Here is a 16,833-nt window from a genome sequence, read left to right as displayed (position 1 = left end):
GAGAGATGATGAACGGTATGTCCAGCATCATGGGGGCGCCCCTGACCGCACCGCGGTTGCCGCGGCCGATGATCCTCGACCAGCGATGGGAGAACCTGACTTTCGTCCACTGGCCCGTCGAGGCGACATCCGTCGCGCATCTGTTCCCGCGCGGCACCCGACCGGACGTGTTCGCCGACGGCGTAACCTACGTCGGCCTCGTCCCCTTCGAGATGCACGACATCTCCGTCGGCCCGACACCGGCGATCCCCTACCTCGGGTCGTTCGCCGAGACGAACATCCGGCTCTACTCCGTCGACGACGCCGGACGGCACGGCGTGTTCTTCCGCTCGCTGGAGACCAGTCGGCTCGCCGTCGTGCCGCTGACCCGCATCGGGCTCGGCATCCCGTACACGTGGGCCGACATGTCGGTGCGTCGCATGGGCACCCGTGTGGAGTACCGCAGTCGCCGCCGGTGGCCCGAGCGCGGACTGCGCAGCCTGCTGGAGGTGGAGATCGGCGAGCCGGTCGAGCCGACCGACCTCGAACAGTGGCTGACAGCCCGCTGGGGCGCGCACACCCGCGTGGCCGGCCAGACCCTCTGGGTGCCCAACCAGCACTCGGCGTGGCCTCTGCACCGGGCCGAGATCGTCCGACTCGACGACGACCTGCTCGACGCGAGTGGTGTCCGCGCGGCAGGCCCGCCGGTACGCGCGCTGTGGTCGCCCGGGGTCCGCACCCAGTTCGGGCGGCCCTCCGTCGTCCGGTGACACCGAGTTGCAGTCGCTGAATGTGTGATGAGATATCGCACAGATCGTCGACAGCGCCGAGGAGCACCGATGACCCCTCCCCTGCCCCGCCCCGTCCGTCGGTGGGTGATCGTCGCGGCTGCGGCGGTCGTCGGCGCGGGCCTGCTCGCCGCATGCGGCGACGACGGGAAGCCCGACCCTGCAACGATGTTCAGCGGGACGTACTCGGTCTCCCGCACCACCACCTCCGTCGACGGCGCCGCCGCGACCGGCACCGACGCCGTCCCCCAGACCTCCACCTGGATCGTGCAGACCTCCTGCGTCGGTCCGGGTGACGGATGCGTCGCGGTGGCGACGTCCACGACACCGGACCCGAGCCTCCCGTACGACCAGGAACGCATGGACTTCGTGTTCGAGAACGGCACGTGGACACGCACCGTGGTCCCGGCGATGCGTCCGTGCATCCCCCAGGGTCTGTCGGCGCCCATCGACGAGCCCTGGGTCGCGCTGGAGAGTGCGTCGATGCGCGCGAACGACTCGGCGAGCCGACTGAGCGGGACCACCTCCTCGCTGGAGGGTGGTTCCTGCGCGATGGCCTCCGAGGGGACGATCACCCTCTCGCGGTCCGGCGGACTACCCGCCGGGACCCGCCGACTCGGCGACGTACGGGTCCCCGCCGCGGTGACGTCACCCGTCGCCGGCTTCCGCGGTGCGTACGAGGAGACGACGCGGATCGTCGCGTGGGACCCGCCCACGTTGATCCGCACACCGACCGTGGACACCACCCGCCTCACCGCCACCCCGACCTGCACCCGCGACGCCGTCACCTGCGCCGTCGTGATGTACGACCAGGGCTCGCCGGGCGGTTCCCCGACAGTCGCCGGGTACACCGGCGGGCCGTCACGCATGCTCTCGCAGGTGGAGACGGTCGGTCCGCGGCGGTGCGCGGACGGCCGCACCTATCGCCCCGTCCTCACCTCGACGACCACCATCCCCGACGGCGCGGCCACGCCTGTGGAGTCGATCACCAGCACCTCCACGCTGGCGTGGTCGGAGGCATGCCCGGGACGGGTCACCTTCGAGAACGATCTGCGTCGCATCGGGGACTGACGGGGGCCGACCCCCGAAGATCACGACGTCGTTATCGGAGCGCGACCGGCGACACGGTTTCGGCATCGATCGCGTCGAGCTCCTTTCCGGGTGCTGCTGCCCGCTCCTACCGTCGGGAACGTGACGAACCACAGAGCACTCGCAGATCTCCTCGCACGCGGGTCGTCGCCGACACAGATCGCGGCGGCACTCGAGGTCCCCCTCGTCGACGTCGAGCAGCGGATACGTGAACTGCAGACGATCCTGCGCGGGGCGAGCCTGGCGTCGGTCCGGGACCGCCTCGTCCAGATGGGCTACGGCTCACCACGACTCGCCCCGTGGAGTGCAGCGGCGTTCCACACGTCGCGCCGGTCGACCGACGCCGTCACCGCGGCCTGACCCACCTCACGAACGGAGCATGCCCATGACCCGCCTCGGATACTTCCTCTCCTGCGAACAGTTCGGGCCCGCGGAACTCGTCGACCAGGCGCGCCGCGCCGAGGACGCGGGTTTCGAGGCCCTGTGGATCTCGGACCACTTCCACCCGTGGAACGACGCCGAGGGCCAGAGCCCCTTCGTGTGGGGTGTCATCGGCGCCCTGTCGCAGGCAACGTCGCTCCCGGTCGCGACGGCGGTGACGTGTCCGACGGTGCGGATGCACCCGGCGATCGTCGCGCAGGCGGCGTCGACGGCGTCGGTGCAACTCGACGGGCGGTTCGTGCTCGGTGTCGGATCCGGGGAGGCGTTGAACGAACACATCCTCGGCGACCGGTGGCCGTCGGTCGGCGTCCGGCTGCGCATGATGGAGGAGGCGGTGCAGGTGATCCGTCTGCTGCAGGAGGGCCGCGAGATCAGCCATCACGGCGAGTTCTACGAGGTGCAGGACGCCCGCCTGTACACGCTGCCCGACGACCCGACACCGATCTACGTGTCGGCGTTCGGACCGCAGGCCGCGGAGGTCGCCGGGCGGATCGGTGACGGGCTGGTGACCGCGATGGCGGACACCGAGATCATCGCGGCGTTCCGCGACGCAGGCGGGCAGGGCAAACCGATCCAGGCGGGGACCAAGGTCGCGTGGGGACCCGACGCGGACGCCGCGCTGGACCTCGCACATCGCCTGTGGGCGAGCGAACAGCTGCCCGGTCAGCTCGGTCAGACCCTGCCCCGACCGCAGGACTTCGAGGCCGCGATGTCGCTGGTCGACCGCGAGACCGTCGGCGATGCCGTCGCGCACGGCAACGACCCCGAGGCGCATGCCCAACAGATCCAGCAGTTCGTCGACGCAGGGATCGACGAGGTGTACGTCCACCAGATCGGTCCGGACATGGAGGGATTCTTCGACGCGTTCGCCCGGGAGATCCGGCCACTCCTGACCGGGATCTGATCCGGGACGCCATACACGGACGGCGCCGACACCCTCGTGAGGTGTCGGCGCCGTTCGTCGGGGACGGGGCCGGTGATGCGCCTCTCGGCGAGTGGCCGCTCGTGGCGGCTGTGGGGTGGGGCCCGGGGCATTCGGTCCGGCTCCGTCGGTGGTGTCAACCGACCCGAGCCCCCGGCTATTCCGAACCGGTGGACGTCTCGCGCGTCACACCCACGGGCTCGGTGGAATACCCGTGTCGCGCCGACCCTTCTGTCCCCCGGGAGCCGGATCAGGTCCGGCGACGAACGGAAGGAACGCGCCATGCGCATCGGGATCATCGGAGCAGGACACATCGGTGGCAGCCTCACGCGGCGACTCACCGCCCTCGGACACGAGGTGTACGTGGCGAACTCACGTGCGCCGGAGACGCTGGCCGACCTGGCATCCGAGACCGGCGCCACCGCAGTGTGGGCACGTGAGGCGGCGCGCGACGCCGACCTCGTCATCCTGTCCATCCCGCAGAAGAACGTCCCCGACCTCGAGCCCGGGATCTTCGCGGGCCGCACGCCCGGGGCCCCGATCATCGAGACGAACAACTACTACCCGCAGCAGCGGGACGGTCTGATCGCAGCCATCGAGGACGGTCAGACGGAGAGCGCGTGGGTGTCCGAGCAGATCGGTCAGCCCGTGGTGAAGGTGTTCAACGGGATCTTCTGGAAGTTCCTGCTCGAGCGTGGCAAGCCCGCCGGCGACGAGGGCCGCATCGCGCTGCCGATCGCCGGCGACGACGCCGCCGCGAAGGTGGTCGTCTCCGACATCGTCGACGAACTGGGGTTCGACCCCGTCGACGCAGGCACGATCGCCGAGTCGTGGCGGCAGCAGCCGGGCACCCCGGTCTACGGGCAGCACGGCACCGCCGAGGAGACCCGAACCGCTCTCGAGCAGGCATCCGCCGAGCGCACAGCGGAGTGGAAGGCTGCCTGAATAGGTCTGCACGTGCGTGATCTGTACCGTTGGCGGGGCTCGACCCCCTACCGCTCGACGGGAAGGAGACAGGCATGACGCAGACGCAGACACAGTCGGCGACGCAGTCACAGACGCAGGTGCAGAGCGCGCGGCAGACGTTCCCGAAGGACCCCGAGAAGGGGTACGTCGCCCTCCTCGGATGGAGCCTCGCCGCTGTCGAGGCACTCGACGCGTTCGACCGGAGATACGTGGTGGTCGCGCCCGAATGGGCACGCGAGTACTGCGAACAGCACGACATCCCGTATCTCTCCTGGGACTTCGAACGCCTCAACGACCGATCTCTGGAGATCGCCGAGACACTGCGAGACCTCGGTGTCGATGTCGCGATCCCGCTGTACGAGGAGACCGTCGAGTGGGCCGGGGCGGTCAACTCGGTGCTGCTGGACAACCCCCGTCTGCTCGGTCAGGCGATGTTGTTGCGCGACAAGGCCCTCATGAAGCGGCGCGCGCAGCTCGGCGGCATCCGGGTCGGGATCTTCGAGGAGGCACACGACCGCGAGGACGTGATCCGGTTCCTGCGCCGCGTGAACCAGACGCTGCTCAAGCTCGACGGTGACCCGAACGACCCGATCCATCTGAAGGCGTTCGACAAGGCCGGCTGCCTCGGGCATCGCGTCATCCGCACGCCCGACGAGGTCGACTCGATCCCCGACGAGGAGTTCCCGGTGCTGATGGAGTCGCACCTGGACGGGTGGGAGTTCGCCGTCGAGGCGTGGATCCACGACGGGAAGATCAAGTTCCTCAACATCTCCGAGTACGTGACGCTGGGTTACTCGGTGTTCGTGCCGGCGACGCCGGAGCTGGAGAAGTACCGTCCGGCGATCACCGCGCAGATCGAGAAGCTCATCAAGGCGTTCGACATCGACTTCGGGTTCATCCACCCCGAGTACTTCGTCACCAGTGACGGCGAGATGTATTTCGGCGAGGTCGCCTACCGCCCGCCGGGTTTCAAGGTGTTCGAGCTTCTCGAACGGGCCTACGGTTTCAACGCCTACCAGGGTCTCGCGTTGGCGTTCGACCCGAAGACGACCGCCGAGGAGATCGACGCGTTCTTCCCGACCGAGGTCGTCGACGCGAGCGGTGTCGCGGGATGTTTCGGCGTGTACCCCCGTCGACGGGTGGTCAGTTCGCTGGAGATCCCCGCGGAGACGGCTGAGCACGACTACTACGAGACCAACGACCTCGCACCCCCGTTGGAGCAGACGGTCACCAAGCGCACCGCCTTCGGCACGCACTGGGGACTGCTGTACTTCTTCGGTGATGACCCGGTCCGGATGCGGGATCTGTTGAAGCATCAGGAAGAACTGGACTTCTACGTGTGAAGCAGGAACTCGGTACGGCCGACCGCGGGCCCACGCAGTCGATGGACCCTGTCGCGCACGGGGACTCGACCGCGCCTGACCCTGCCCTGACGTCGCGTCTCGCACAGCTCGACCACGCGACCGCGGCACTGCGTGAGGCACCGGAGTTCTCGAAGAGCACGAAGGTGCGGCGGGTCCTGGACTCCCTCACCCGCGTCCTGACGCAGAAGGGCGGATGCGCGGCGGTTCGTGAACGCGCCGGGGCGCTGGAGGAGGCCGGCCTGTTCACCGGCACCGACTGGGCTCAGCCGGACATCCTGATCCCCGCCATCGTCGGATCGAGCCTGCGTAGCGGCCACGCCGACACCGTCGCGATGGAGGCCGCGAGCGAGTTGCGGCTCGTCGCCGTCGCCGGCGGCGACATGACGCACCCGGCGGTCGACGCCGACGACGCCCGACGATTCCTGTCGCAGGTGCTCGCGATGAACCTCGAGGTGCTGTTCACGCCGCCCTCGGAGGCCGAACGAGTCCGGCTGGGGCGGACCGCCCATCTCATCCGCGATCTGTTCGGCTACGTCGCCGAGCAGATCGGGTACGACAGCGTCCTGGACGAACTGGTCGAGGAGATCTGGCGCATCCTGCGGCAGCGGCCGATCCAGGTCGATCAGGTGACCGCGATGGTCACCCGCATCGCGATCTACCGCGACGACCCCGACGTCGACCTCGGTTCGTCGGGACAGGGCTTGGACCGTCTCATCTCCGCGTTGTTCGGGACCACCGATGCCTGTCGGGAGGACCCCGGCGTCGAGGTCTACCGGTCGCGGCTGGAGGTGATGGACGCCGGCGGACTGCAGTTCGAGGCCGGCGGCTTCGCGCGCGCCATGCACGACACGGGCCTGGTCTCGCCGTACCACGCCACGCTGTTGCGCTACCTCGTGGAGACCAACCCGCATCTCCTGCCCGAGGCGCTCGGGCTGTCGGACGTGGGTCGCACGTCGCTGCAACGATTCCCCGACCTCGTCTACCGACTCGTCGATGTGGCCGTGCACCCGCAGACCGCGCAGTGCATCTACGGACTGGCGTTGATGCTGGACCGCGGCATCCTGCATCAGCCGCCGATCGTCCCGTCGCTATGGCGTCAGATCGCGCTGCCGCTGTCACCCGACTCGCGCGAGCGGCTGCGACTGGCCTTCGGCGACACCCCCGACCCTGCGGCGCGGCTGCTGGCAGGACTGCTGTCGATGCTCGGCCAGCCACTCGGTGTCGGCCAGGGTGACAACCCGACGTGCCAGTCGGCGCGGGCGCTGTCGATGTGGGCCTACAACGATCCCGACTATCTCCTGCAGATGGTGGTGTGGGCTGCCCGCGACGACGAGATCGTCATGCACTTCGAGGGCAAGGCCCTGTCGTCGACCGCGAGTGCGAGCGGTGTCGCGACCAGCGACCCGATCGACCTCGATCCGGTCTCGCTTCTGCTGGTCCCCCACCTCGACCGCATCTACGCCGAGATGGTCCGCGAGTGCGCCGGGCGTCCCGGTGATCCACACCGCTGGGTGAACCCGGAGTTCCACGGGTGGTGGTCCTGGCGGGAGTTCCACATCGACGTCGACGTCGAGACCGGCAACCTCGTCGACCTGGACGGCTTCCTGCGTCAGTTCCACGCCTCGTACCACCCGGCCTACAACGGGGACCAGCCGCTGATCCACCCGCAACCGGCAGGCGTCGCCGTCACCGACAGCGCCGCGCGCTACATCGGCTGGCATGCCATCACGATCCTGCGCGTCGCCGCCGACCCCGACGGGGTGATGCGGGTGTACTTCTTCAACCCGAACAACGACAGCGGGCAGGACTGGGGTGACGGTGTCGTCGTCGGCACCGCGGGCAACGGCGAACGCCACGGGGAGGGCTCGCTCCCGTTCGACCAGTTCGCGTCGAGGCTCTACATCTTCCACGCCGATCCGCTGGAGAACGGTCGACCCGACGACGTCCCGGCCGAGGACATCGACGGCATCGTCGGCTACATCCGACGGAGCTGGGGAGCCGAGCGGATGCCCTCCTGACCGCCTGCTCCACCAGCGGAGCAGGGCCATGTCGCCCGCCTCACCGCTCGATCGACCAACCACCGGGGACGTTGACGATGACACGGGAGGCGCGGGCAGCGGTCGACGACACCAGTTCGGCGTTGGGCTCGTCGACGTCGGCGATCCACGCGCGGGCCGATGCCGGCGTCTTCCCGAACTCGACGTGCCTGGCGAGCAGTCGGTCACGCCGTGTCGACTCGGCGGCGGTCACGAACCACACGGCCTCCATCGCGGCTCTCGCCGCCGCCCAGTCCGGGTCGTCGAGCAACAGGTAGTTGCCCTCGGTGACCACGAGCCGCGCCTCGGGCAGGACCACCAGCGCGGCGGCCACCGGTTGCTCGAGTGTCCGTTCGAAGCCGGGTGCGTAGACGGGTCGCCGGTCGTCGAGTCGGACCCGCTCGAGCAGAGCCGCGTACCCGGCCGTGTCGAAGGTGTCGGGCGCGCCTTTGCGTCCGAGGGCTCCCAGACGCCGCAGTTGATCGTCGGCCAGGTGAAAGCCGTCCATCGGGACGACTGCAGCCCAGCCAGGCCCCCGCATCTCCTCGATCCGGGCGACGAGCGCCTGCGCCACCGTGGTCTTGCCCGCGCCGGGTGGTCCGGTGATGCCGAGGACGGCGCGCGCGTTCCCCCCGACCAGATCGATGGCGTCCCGGGCGAGAGAGTCGATCACCACCGCGACGACTCTAGAGGCCCGGGACGACGAGAATCCCCCGCCTGGTCCATGTGGACCCGACGGGGGATTCGTGTGTGCGCCCGAAGGGATTCGAACCCCTAACCTTCTGATCCGTAGTCAGATGCTCTATCCGTTGAGCTACGGGCGCAGGTATTCAGTTGTCGGCGGGTGCCGGCGGCGGAGGCGAGAGGATTCGAACCTCCGGTCCGGTGTTGGCCGGACAACTCATTAGCAGTGAGTCCCATTCGGCCACTCTGGCACGCCTCCAGCGGAGTTCTCGCGAACTGCCGAACGCAAAGGTTACACATGCGTTCCGAGTGGGAGCAAACCAGCATGGAACCGCAGGTGGCGCCACCGTTACATTGGTCTGCGTGACCCCGCGCATCCGCCCCGACCTGGCCTCGGTTCCCGCCTATGTCCCGGGTAGGACGTTCCCGGGCGCGGTCAAACTGGCCAGCAACGAGGTCACCTTCGGGCCTCTTCCCAGCGTCGCCCGGGCCATCGCCGACGCGGCACAGGACCTCAACCGCTACCCCGACAACGGCATGGTCGGGCTCACCGAGGCGCTGTCGAAGAAGCTCGGTGTCCCACCGGACGCGATCCAGACCGGGTGCGGGTCGGTGAGTCTGTGCCAGAACCTCATCACCATCACCTGCCGGCCCGGAGACGAGGTGCTCTTCGCCTGGCGGTCGTTCGAGACCTACCCGTTGGCCACACGCGTGGTCGGAGCGACACCGGTCCAGGTCCCACTGACCGGCGACCGCGTACACGACCTCACCGCCATGGCCGACGCCATCACCGACCGCACCCGGCTGATCTTCGTCTGCAACCCCAACAACCCCACAGGGACCGTCGTGGAGGCGCAGGCGCTCGTCGACTTCCTGGAGAAGGTGCCGTCGGACGTCGTCGTGGCGCTCGACGAGGCGTACGTCGAGTATTCGCGGCCGGATGAGACCCACGCGTACGACGCGATCGAGCTGCAGCGGCGCTTCGACAACCTGGTGGTGCTGCGGACGTTCTCCAAGGCGTACGGACTGGCGGGGCTCCGCGTCGGCTACGCGATCGCCGACGACGCCGTCATCGACGGTCTGCGACGTGTGCACGTCCCCTTCAGCGTGAACTCACTGGCCCAGGCCGCGGCGACGGCATGCCTCGACGCCGACGACGAACTGCTCGCGCGCACCGACGGCGTGCTCGCCGAACGCGCACGGGTGAGCGCACGCCTGCACGAGCTCGGGTACCGGGTCCCCGACTCGCAGGCGAACTTCGTCTGGCTCGACCTGGGAGACGCGGCAACCGATTTCGCCGCCGCGTCGATCGAGAACGGGGTCGTCATCCGCCCGTTCGCAGGCGACGGCGTGCGCGTGACCGTCGGCGATCCCGACGAGAACGACCTGTTCCTGCGGTTCGCCGAGCAGTGGAGTCGTCCGGCCTGACCGTCGACGACCTACCCGGTCAGAGACCGCGTGCGATGGTCGGCCAGAGCTGCGGGAGGTCGCGCTTCCAGTACACCCAGCTGTGGGTGCCGATGAGCGGGAAGCTCTCGGTCGCCGGGATGTTGTTCGCCCGCAACGCCACCGCGAACTCGAGCGAACAGCGGTAGGCGCCGCTCTCGAGACCGGACGCGGCGAACGTCTGCTGCTGCCGACTCATCCCCGGATCGAGCGGTGCCTCGAAGTCCAGCGGGCCGATCGCACCGGAGCCGGCCGAGATGTAGAGGTTCTTGCCGCGCAGCTTGTCCAGGTGCAGGGTCGGGTCGTGGGCGGCCCAGCCCGGCGCACCGAAAGGCCCCCACATGTTGGTCGCGTCGCCTCCGTCGCGGCCGACCGTGGCGCGCACGTAGGCCTCGTCGAGCAGGCCGCTGGTGGCCGGGCACCCGCTGAGCGACGCCGCACCGGTGTAGAGCTGCGGATGACGGAAGGTGAGGGCGAGCGCAGCCTGCCCACCCATGGACAGCCCGACGATCGCGTTGCGCCCGTTGCCGTTGTAGTAGCGGTCGATCAGTGGCGGGAGTTCCTGGGTCAGGAACGTCTCCCACATCGGCTTGCCGACGACGGGATCGGGGCGTTCCCAATCGGTGTAGAAAGTGCCCTTGCCGCCGGCGGGCAGCACGACGTTGACGTCCTTGTCGGCGAAGAACTGCACAGCGCCGCCCTTGGTGATCCAGTCGCTCACCGCGCCCGTGGCGCCCGCGCCGTCGAGCATGTACACCGTCGAGCGGCTGCGTGAGGTGTCGCGCGGGAGCAACACGGTGACCGAGACCGGCCCACCCATCGCCGGCGACTCCACGGTGAGGTCGAGCCGACGCGGCGACACCTTCACGACCTTGTCGAGGGCGACCTCGGTCGGCGGCGGCGGTGGAGCAGGAGCGGCGAGCGCCACGGGAGACACCGCCCCGGTGACCGCGAGAGCAGCTGTCAGCGCGACCAGCACATGACGGATCCCGCGTCGTCGAACCCCCACCGGCCTGCCCACGTTCTCCACCCCTCGCAACGGACCACACACCCCGACGCTGTAACAACAAGGGGTGTCTGCGCCCACCAAGAGTAGCCACCGCCCAGCGGCGGGACCGGCCGTCGCCGCAATTCACCGGGCATCGGGTCAGTCACGATTGGGCGTCCCTCCCGCAACATCAGCCCCAGAAGTCACACCGTGGGCATAGGCGAAGCGGCCTTCACCGCGTCGGTCCCGGTCCGCTGGTCCGACGCCGGGCAGTCGGGCCTGATGTCCACCGCACACCTGGTCACGGTCATGGAGGAGGCACGGGTGGCGTGGCTCCTCAGCGCGGGCGACGAACACCGCCCGCTCATCACCAGCGCGATGATCGTGACGGTCGACCTCACCGCGCACCGGCACCTCAACGCCGACGACGGTCCGATCCGGGTGGCGATGTGGATCGCCGGGTTCCGCTCGGTGGACTTCACCATCGGCTACGCGCTGAGCGCCGCATCCGACGCGCCGGACGCGTCGCCCGCCTACACCGCGTCGACCCAGATGGCCGTCGTCGACGTGCAGGCGCACACCCTGCGCCGTCTCACCGACGACGAGAAGGCGACCCTGCGGGCCTGGTCGGGGCGCTGACGGCCGACGGGGCCGGTCGGCTCCACGGTCAGCCTCCGCCCGAAACGTCGGCTGCGCCCGTGTTCGCCTGTCCTCACACGTATCTCACAGAGACCGGACAGGTTCGCTCGGCACAATCGCCGACGTGCCCATGTCGTCACACAACGGTGTGTCCCTGCTCGGCGGCTGGTTTCCCCTGACGCTGCAGATCGTCGCCGTCGTCCTGCTCGTCGTCGCCGTCGGGTGGCGCAGCCGACGGTGGCGGTTCCTCTGGGTCCCGGTCTCGGCACTGATCGCGGTGATCGGCGCCCTGCTGGTGCGCCTCTACTTCGACTCCGAGGGCCTCGCCACCGACCCGGCGCCGTGGCAGCTGTGGATCTGGGTGGGCGCGACCGTGGGTGCCTTCGCGGTCCTCGTCCTCGGCTTTCGCAGCGCCCGGTGGTGGCGGCGCGGGGTGGCCGTCCTCGCGGTCGTCGCGGCAGCGCTCACCACCTCCGTCGTGCTCGACCAGTGGGTGGGCTATTACCCGACGCTGGCGGCCGCGTGGGGTGGCATCACCGCGGGGCCGCTCCCCGATCAGGTGTCCGCCAGTCATCTCGCGGCGATGCGCGGCACCGATCGCACCACCGGTGCCGTCGTCCCGATCACCACCACCGACGACATCAGCCACTTCGCGCACCGCACCGAGTACGTCTACCTGCCGCCGGCATGGTTCCGCGGCGCGACGCCGCCGACGCTGCCCGTGGTGATGATGATCGCGGGCGAGTTCAACACCCCGGCGGACTGGATGCGCAGCGGCGACGCGATCCCGATCGTCGACAAGTACGCCGCCGCACACGGCGGCGTCGCCCCTGTGCTCGTGTTCGTCGACGCGGGCGGATCGTTCAACAACGACACGGAGTGCGTGAACGGTCCGCGCGGCAACGTCGCGACGCACCTCACCGACGAGGTCCGGCCCGCGGTGATCTCCCGATTCCACACGTCGTCCGCGGCGGCGAACTGGGGGATCGTCGGGTGGTCCATGGGCGGGACCTGCGCTGTGGACCTGACCGTGATGCACCCGGACCTGTTCCACTCCTACGTCGACATCGCCGGTGACGCAGCGCCGGTCGCCGGGACGAAACAGCAGACCATCGACCGGCTCTTCGGCGGCAACACCGCCGCATACGAATCCTTCGACCCCGCCGTCGTCATGCAGCGACACGGCCCCTACGCCGGGGTGTCGGCACTGTACGAGGAAGCCGACCAGTCGCACATGCCGCGCTGGCGGCACGCCGGGGGCCACCACCGTCCACCGGGCGGATGGAAGCCACCGTCGCAGGGCGGTGCGGGGCTCGGCGGCCGGGGTGACGGCGGCTCGGCGGATCAGGCGCAGGAGGCGGTGCAGTTGTGCGCCGCGAACCGCGCGGTCGCGATCAGCTGCACCATCGACAACCGTCCGGGTCGGCATTCGTGGCAGTTCGCGTCGACCTCGTTCGAGGACTCGTTGCCGTGGCTGGCGCAGAAGATCGGCGTCGCCGGAGCCTGATGCTCAGCTGCCCGAGCCCTGGCCCGCCGCGAGGTGCAGCACGGCGCCGGTCATGAACTGCGCGGCCAGTCGTGACGCCTCGACGGGATCGGCATGCGAGACGACGAGCGCCTCCCGCGCGGCGTAGACGGAGGCGCCGACGAGCATCGCCCCGATCTGCCGCAGCACCGGCGACGACGCCTCGATTCCCGTCCGTTCCGCGAGCCGCCGTGCGATCCGCGCGATGACGGTGTCGGAGAACGACTGTGCGACCTCGCCGCCCGGCCCGCGATGGCTGTCGTCGACGATCAACCGGAAGCCGTGCGGACGGATGCGCGCGTAGTCGAAGAACGCGACGACGTCGGCGGTCACCTCGTCGGCGATGGACTCCGATTCGGCACGGGCGTATGCCTCGAAGAGGAAGTCCTGTGCGACCGCGACCTCGACGTCGAGACAGGCACGGTACAGCCCGGCCTTGTCACCGAAGTGCTTGTAGAGGGTCGGCTTGCTCGTCTGCGCACGACGGGCGATCTCCGCGACCGACGCTCCGTCGTACCCGTTGTCCGCGAAGACCTCCGCGGCGGCGAGGAGCACGGGCTCGCGCGCGATGGGTGCCGGACCTGGTCGCCTCCGGCGGGTCTGCGGGGCGGACACGGCGATCACTGTACGCAGAGCGCGCCGTGTGCTATCTGTTTACCGTGGAGTCAAGTGTTGCGGGTCACAATCGTCGGCGGGTCCCGCGGTTCTCCGGCCGTCGCCGACGCGCCGTTCTGGTCGTCCTGGCGCTGACCGCCGCGCTCGCACCCCTACAGGCGCCCGTCGTCGGGGCGACCCCGGTCGCATCCACCCGGACGTGCACGGTCCCCGAGGGGTCGACGCCGCAGAGAGCCACCCCCGGTGCGGTCGGCATCGACGCCGCGAAGCTACGCACGGCGATCGCCTTCGCCTCACAGCGACTGCGCACCAACGTCCAGATCTACCGGTACAACTGCCTGATCGGCGAGGGCCCGTTCAACAGCGTGACCGACCGCGTCCCCTGGAACCTGTGGAGCGGCACGAAATCGGTGGTGTCGATGCTCGCCGGCGTCGCCTCCAGCGAGGGCCTGCTGCGACTCGACGCGCCCATCGGCGACTACCTCCCCGCAGGTCTCGGCGACGCCGCGCACCGCGCGATCACGGTCCGGGACCTCGTGACACAGACGTCCGGGCTGAAGCAGTCGATCGTCAGCGAGGGGATCCCCGCCGCACTCGACCTCGACATCAACGTGGTGAAACAGGCACTGGCACTGCCCATCCTGCACCGGCCGGGGACATTCTTCGAGTACGGACAACACAACGGGGACCTGCTCGCCTACGTCGTCGGCCGGGCCGTGGGTGAGGACGTCCAACGTTTCGCACAGGACAAGCTCTTCGGACCCGTCGGCATCGGTCCGCACGACTGGTTCTGGAACCGCGACCGCAGCGGCAACACCTACGGCTACGCGTTCCTCTACATGCCGCCCGACGACTTCGCCCGGCTCGGCCTGCTGATGCTGAACAACGGGGAATGGAACGGGCGCAGGGTGATCGACGCCGATTACGTCGATCAGGCGCGGACCCCCACGGCGACCAACCCGTGCTACGGCTACATGTTCTGGCTGAACCGCAAACCGTGCACGGGGCCGTCGATCCCCTCGCGACAGACGATCGACGTGACGCCCTTCGCGGGCCTCCCGTCGGACGTCTACGCGATGGTCGGGCTGGCACAGCAGAACAACTTCATCATGCCGAGCCTCGGCATCCTCGTGAGCTGGACCGGCGCGTTCGGCGACGTCTCACCGGACCCCATCACCACACTCAGCGGAAGCCTGAACAGCGAGCTGTACCACAGCTTCCTGCGGCTGTTCGCCGCGTCGGTGACCGATCCACACCTGCCCGATCCGGGGCCCTACCGACCGACGTTCAACCTCACGGTCGCGCCCGACGAGTTCGCCGATCCGTCTGTGGCGCTGGGAGCGTTCGGGCTCGGCCCCTACGCGCCCGCCGGGTGCACCATCACCCACTGCGGCCCGACACCCCTGCGCGCTCCCCTGCAGGGGAACCCGGGCTGCTTCGCGCTGGCCTGCCTGCCGATACCCGGTGCGCCGCAGCGTCCGCGGTGACGGTCAGGAGCGCCCTGCCGCGGCGTCGACCGCTCGCAGGCTCCGGTCCGCGGCGGTGACGACCACGAGGACAGCCGCGATGGAGAGCATGAAGATCGCGAGCTCGTGCACGCCGGCGGTCGTCGCGCGGGCCCCGAAGAACGCCCCGGCCGCCGCCGAGGACAGCATCGCCCCGGAGTAGAAGAACGTCCGGAGCAGTCCCGACGATGCACCCATGCGCTCGGGATCGGCCTGGTGGTACAGCGTGTTCTGCACCGCGAGGCTGAGCAGCCCCTGCGGCACACCGGTGACCGCGGCGGTCACCACCAGGTACCAGATGGGCTCGTTCCCGGTGGAGGCCAGGATCAAGCCCGCCGCAGCCATCTGCGCGATCGCCCCGACCAGCAACTTGCGTCGGATCTGGGGTCGTCGACCGGTCGTCACCGAGACGAGGATCCCGATCGCGAATGTCGGCAGCAGCACGAGACCCGCTGCGGTGGAGGACAGTCCACGTGTCTCCTGCAGCCACTGGGTGTAGCCGTAGAGATAGCTGTAGGAGACGGTGGCCGCGAGCACGGCACGGAGATAGGTGACGGCGAGCGGGCGGTTGCCGACGAACAGTGCGACGTCGATGAACGGGCTCTCGGTCCGCCGCTCCCACATCACGAAGACCGCGCCGATCACCACCGCACACACCGGCAGCCACAGCAGCGCGACGGACAGGTGCATCAGGAAGAGCAGCAGCGACAGGACCATCGCCGTGAACAACGCGACGCCGAACCAGTCACCTCGGCGTTGCGACGGGGCGACATCGGGGACCCGTCGCGGCAGGAAGACGATCCCGAGGACCAGGATCGCAGCGCCCAGCGGGATGTTGATCGCGAACGTCGCACGCCACCCGCCCAGGCCGATCAGCAGGCCACCGAGCGTCGGCCCGATCACCGCGATGGTCTGGGTGGTCACCGACAGGGCGGTCAACACCCCTGCCGGACTGGACATCCCGGTCCGGTCGCTCTCCATCCGGATGAGGTACATCGACGCCGGATACGCTGCGCAGGTGCCGACACCGAGAAGGATCCGCGCCACGACGAGCACCCACACGTCCGGTGCCAGCACCCCCACGACGCCGGCGACGATGGTGCAGACCGCCCCGATCAGATAGAGCCTTCGCGGACCGTGCGCGTCGATGAGACGACCCATCACCGGCTGCCCGATCGCGGTCGCGAGGTACAGACCCGAGACGAGCCACGCGGTCTGCGACGCCGGGGCCCCAAAGGCCACCGCGATGGGGACCAGCGCGATCGCGATGATCGACGAGTTGATCGGGTTCAGGATCGAGCCGATCATCATCGGCGCCAACAGCCGCCGATCGAAGCGGGCCGGGCGCGTCCCGCTCACCGCGGTCACCGTCCGACCACCTTGTCGATGATCCGGGCCGCGTCGACCAGGACGGCGCATTCCTCGTCCGTGAGTCGTTCGCTCACGGTGTCGGTCAGCCATTCCCGGCGCGCCTGGTGGTTGTGATCGTCGGCGTCACGGCCCGCGGCGGTCAGGACGACGAGCTGGCGTCGACCGTCCGTGGGGTCGGCGTGTCGCTCGAGGAGGCCCATCCGCTCCAACGCGGCGACCGTCGCCGACATCGACTGGGGACGGACGTTCTCGATCTCGGCGAGCCGAGCGGCGGTCGACGCCTCACCCTTGCCGACCCGCGCGAGCACCGACGCCTGCGCGGGGGTCAGCTCGTCACCCGTCGACACCTCGCGCAACCTGCGGAGGAGGCGCCCCACGGCCACCCGGATGTCGCCGGCCGCGCGCAGCGCCAGTTCGGACGGTTCAGAGGAAGTCATACTTGTCAGTCTAGACTGATCAGCTTGCAATGAACAGT

General features: G+C 69.3%; 16 protein-coding genes and 2 tRNA genes. 11 read left to right on the top strand and 7 right to left on the bottom strand.

Features of this window, described 5'->3' with window-relative positions:
• The first annotated feature begins 17 nt into the window (after nt 1–17).
• The 7 genes from ACXVUM_RS09095 to ACXVUM_RS09065 all read left to right on the top strand — a co-directional run bounded on the left by ACXVUM_RS09095 (nt 18) and on the right by ACXVUM_RS09065 (nt 7,567).
• Nucleotides 18–749 carry a YqjF family protein gene (locus tag ACXVUM_RS09095; protein WP_458521490.1) on the top strand — a complete coding sequence of 244 codons (732 nt, stop codon included), beginning with the start codon at nt 18–20 and terminating at the stop codon, nt 747–749.
• A gap of 69 nt (nt 750–818) precedes the next feature.
• Complete coding sequence (locus ACXVUM_RS09090; protein WP_458521489.1) at nt 819–1,838, top strand: hypothetical protein; 1,020 nt, start codon at nt 819–821, stop codon at nt 1,836–1,838.
• A gap of 120 nt (nt 1,839–1,958) precedes the next feature.
• On the top strand, nt 1,959–2,216 hold the full coding sequence (locus tag ACXVUM_RS09085) for a hypothetical protein (protein ID WP_458521488.1): 258 nt from the start codon (nt 1,959–1,961) through the stop codon (nt 2,214–2,216).
• 25 nt (nt 2,217–2,241) lie between these two features.
• On the top strand, nt 2,242–3,201 hold the full coding sequence (locus tag ACXVUM_RS09080; protein ID WP_458521487.1) for a TIGR03557 family F420-dependent LLM class oxidoreductase: 960 nt from the start codon (nt 2,242–2,244) through the stop codon (nt 3,199–3,201).
• A 75-nt stretch (nt 3,202–3,276) separates the two neighbouring features.
• Entirely contained in the window at nt 3,277–4,164 is an 888-nt protein-coding gene (locus ACXVUM_RS09075) for an NADPH-dependent F420 reductase (RefSeq protein ID WP_458522836.1), read from the top strand.
• Between the two features lie 323 nt (nt 4,165–4,487).
• Nucleotides 4,488–5,528, top strand: coding sequence for an ATP-grasp domain-containing protein (locus ACXVUM_RS09070; RefSeq protein ID WP_458522835.1), 1,041 nt, complete (start codon nt 4,488–4,490; stop codon nt 5,526–5,528).
• A gap of 41 nt (nt 5,529–5,569) precedes the next feature.
• Complete coding sequence (locus ACXVUM_RS09065) at nt 5,570–7,567, top strand: hypothetical protein (protein WP_458522834.1); 1,998 nt, start codon at nt 5,570–5,572, stop codon at nt 7,565–7,567.
• Nucleotides 7,568–7,607: 40 nt separating this feature from the next.
• Here the strand turns inward: ACXVUM_RS09065 and ACXVUM_RS09060 are convergent, their stop codons facing one another.
• The 3 genes from ACXVUM_RS09060 to ACXVUM_RS09050 form a co-directional block, all read right to left on the bottom strand.
• Complete coding sequence (locus tag ACXVUM_RS09060) at nt 7,608–8,261, bottom strand: nucleoside/nucleotide kinase family protein (RefSeq protein ID WP_458521486.1); 654 nt, start codon at nt 8,259–8,261, stop codon at nt 7,608–7,610.
• A 75-nt stretch (nt 8,262–8,336) separates the two neighbouring features.
• Nucleotides 8,337–8,409: transfer RNA gene (locus ACXVUM_RS09055), tRNA-Arg, on the bottom strand.
• A gap of 30 nt (nt 8,410–8,439) precedes the next feature.
• Nucleotides 8,440–8,528: transfer RNA gene (locus ACXVUM_RS09050), tRNA-Ser, on the bottom strand.
• A gap of 104 nt (nt 8,529–8,632) precedes the next feature.
• On the opposite strand from ACXVUM_RS09050, the gene hisC reads away from it, so the two are divergent.
• Nucleotides 8,633–9,697: a histidinol-phosphate transaminase gene (gene hisC, locus ACXVUM_RS09045; protein ID WP_458521485.1), complete on the top strand. Its 1,065-nt coding sequence runs from the start codon at nt 8,633–8,635 to the stop codon at nt 9,695–9,697.
• Between the two features lie 19 nt (nt 9,698–9,716).
• Here the strand turns inward: hisC and ACXVUM_RS09040 are convergent, their stop codons facing one another.
• The gene (locus ACXVUM_RS09040) at nt 9,717–10,691 is read right to left on the bottom strand and encodes an alpha/beta hydrolase (protein WP_458522833.1); all 975 of its coding nucleotides are present in this window, start codon (nt 10,689–10,691) and stop codon (nt 9,717–9,719) included.
• A 222-nt stretch (nt 10,692–10,913) separates the two neighbouring features.
• On the opposite strand from ACXVUM_RS09040, the gene ACXVUM_RS09035 reads away from it, so the two are divergent.
• Nucleotides 10,914–11,342 carry an acyl-CoA thioesterase gene (locus ACXVUM_RS09035; RefSeq protein ID WP_458521484.1) on the top strand — a complete coding sequence of 143 codons (429 nt, stop codon included), beginning with the start codon at nt 10,914–10,916 and terminating at the stop codon, nt 11,340–11,342.
• Between the two features lie 130 nt (nt 11,343–11,472).
• Nucleotides 11,473–12,849 (top strand): alpha/beta hydrolase-fold protein, encoded by a 1,377-nt coding sequence (locus ACXVUM_RS09030; RefSeq protein ID WP_458522832.1) that lies wholly within the window; start codon nt 11,473–11,475, stop codon nt 12,847–12,849.
• 3 nt (nt 12,850–12,852) lie between these two features.
• On the opposite strand, the gene ACXVUM_RS09025 is transcribed toward ACXVUM_RS09030, so the two are convergent.
• A complete protein-coding gene (locus tag ACXVUM_RS09025) occupies nt 12,853–13,482 on the bottom strand; it encodes a TetR/AcrR family transcriptional regulator (RefSeq protein WP_458521483.1) in 630 nt (209 codons plus the stop codon).
• A gap of 44 nt (nt 13,483–13,526) precedes the next feature.
• Between ACXVUM_RS09025 and ACXVUM_RS09020 the strand changes: the two genes are divergently transcribed.
• Nucleotides 13,527–14,969: a serine hydrolase domain-containing protein gene (locus ACXVUM_RS09020; protein WP_458521482.1), complete on the top strand. Its 1,443-nt coding sequence runs from the start codon at nt 13,527–13,529 to the stop codon at nt 14,967–14,969.
• A gap of 3 nt (nt 14,970–14,972) precedes the next feature.
• On the opposite strand, the gene ACXVUM_RS09015 is transcribed toward ACXVUM_RS09020, so the two are convergent.
• Nucleotides 14,973–16,355: an MFS transporter gene (locus ACXVUM_RS09015; protein ID WP_458521481.1), complete on the bottom strand. Its 1,383-nt coding sequence runs from the start codon at nt 16,353–16,355 to the stop codon at nt 14,973–14,975.
• The gene (locus tag ACXVUM_RS09010) at nt 16,352–16,795 is read right to left on the bottom strand and encodes a MarR family winged helix-turn-helix transcriptional regulator (RefSeq protein ID WP_458521480.1); all 444 of its coding nucleotides are present in this window, start codon (nt 16,793–16,795) and stop codon (nt 16,352–16,354) included. Before ACXVUM_RS09010 ends, ACXVUM_RS09015 begins: the two co-directional genes overlap by 4 nt.
• Between the last annotated feature and the right edge of the window lie 38 nt (nt 16,796–16,833).

The sequence above is a fragment of the Williamsia sp. SKLECPSW1 genome, from assembly GCF_054332755.1.
Note: the sequence above shows the minus strand (reverse complement) of the source record. Positions and strands in the feature narration are given on the sequence as shown.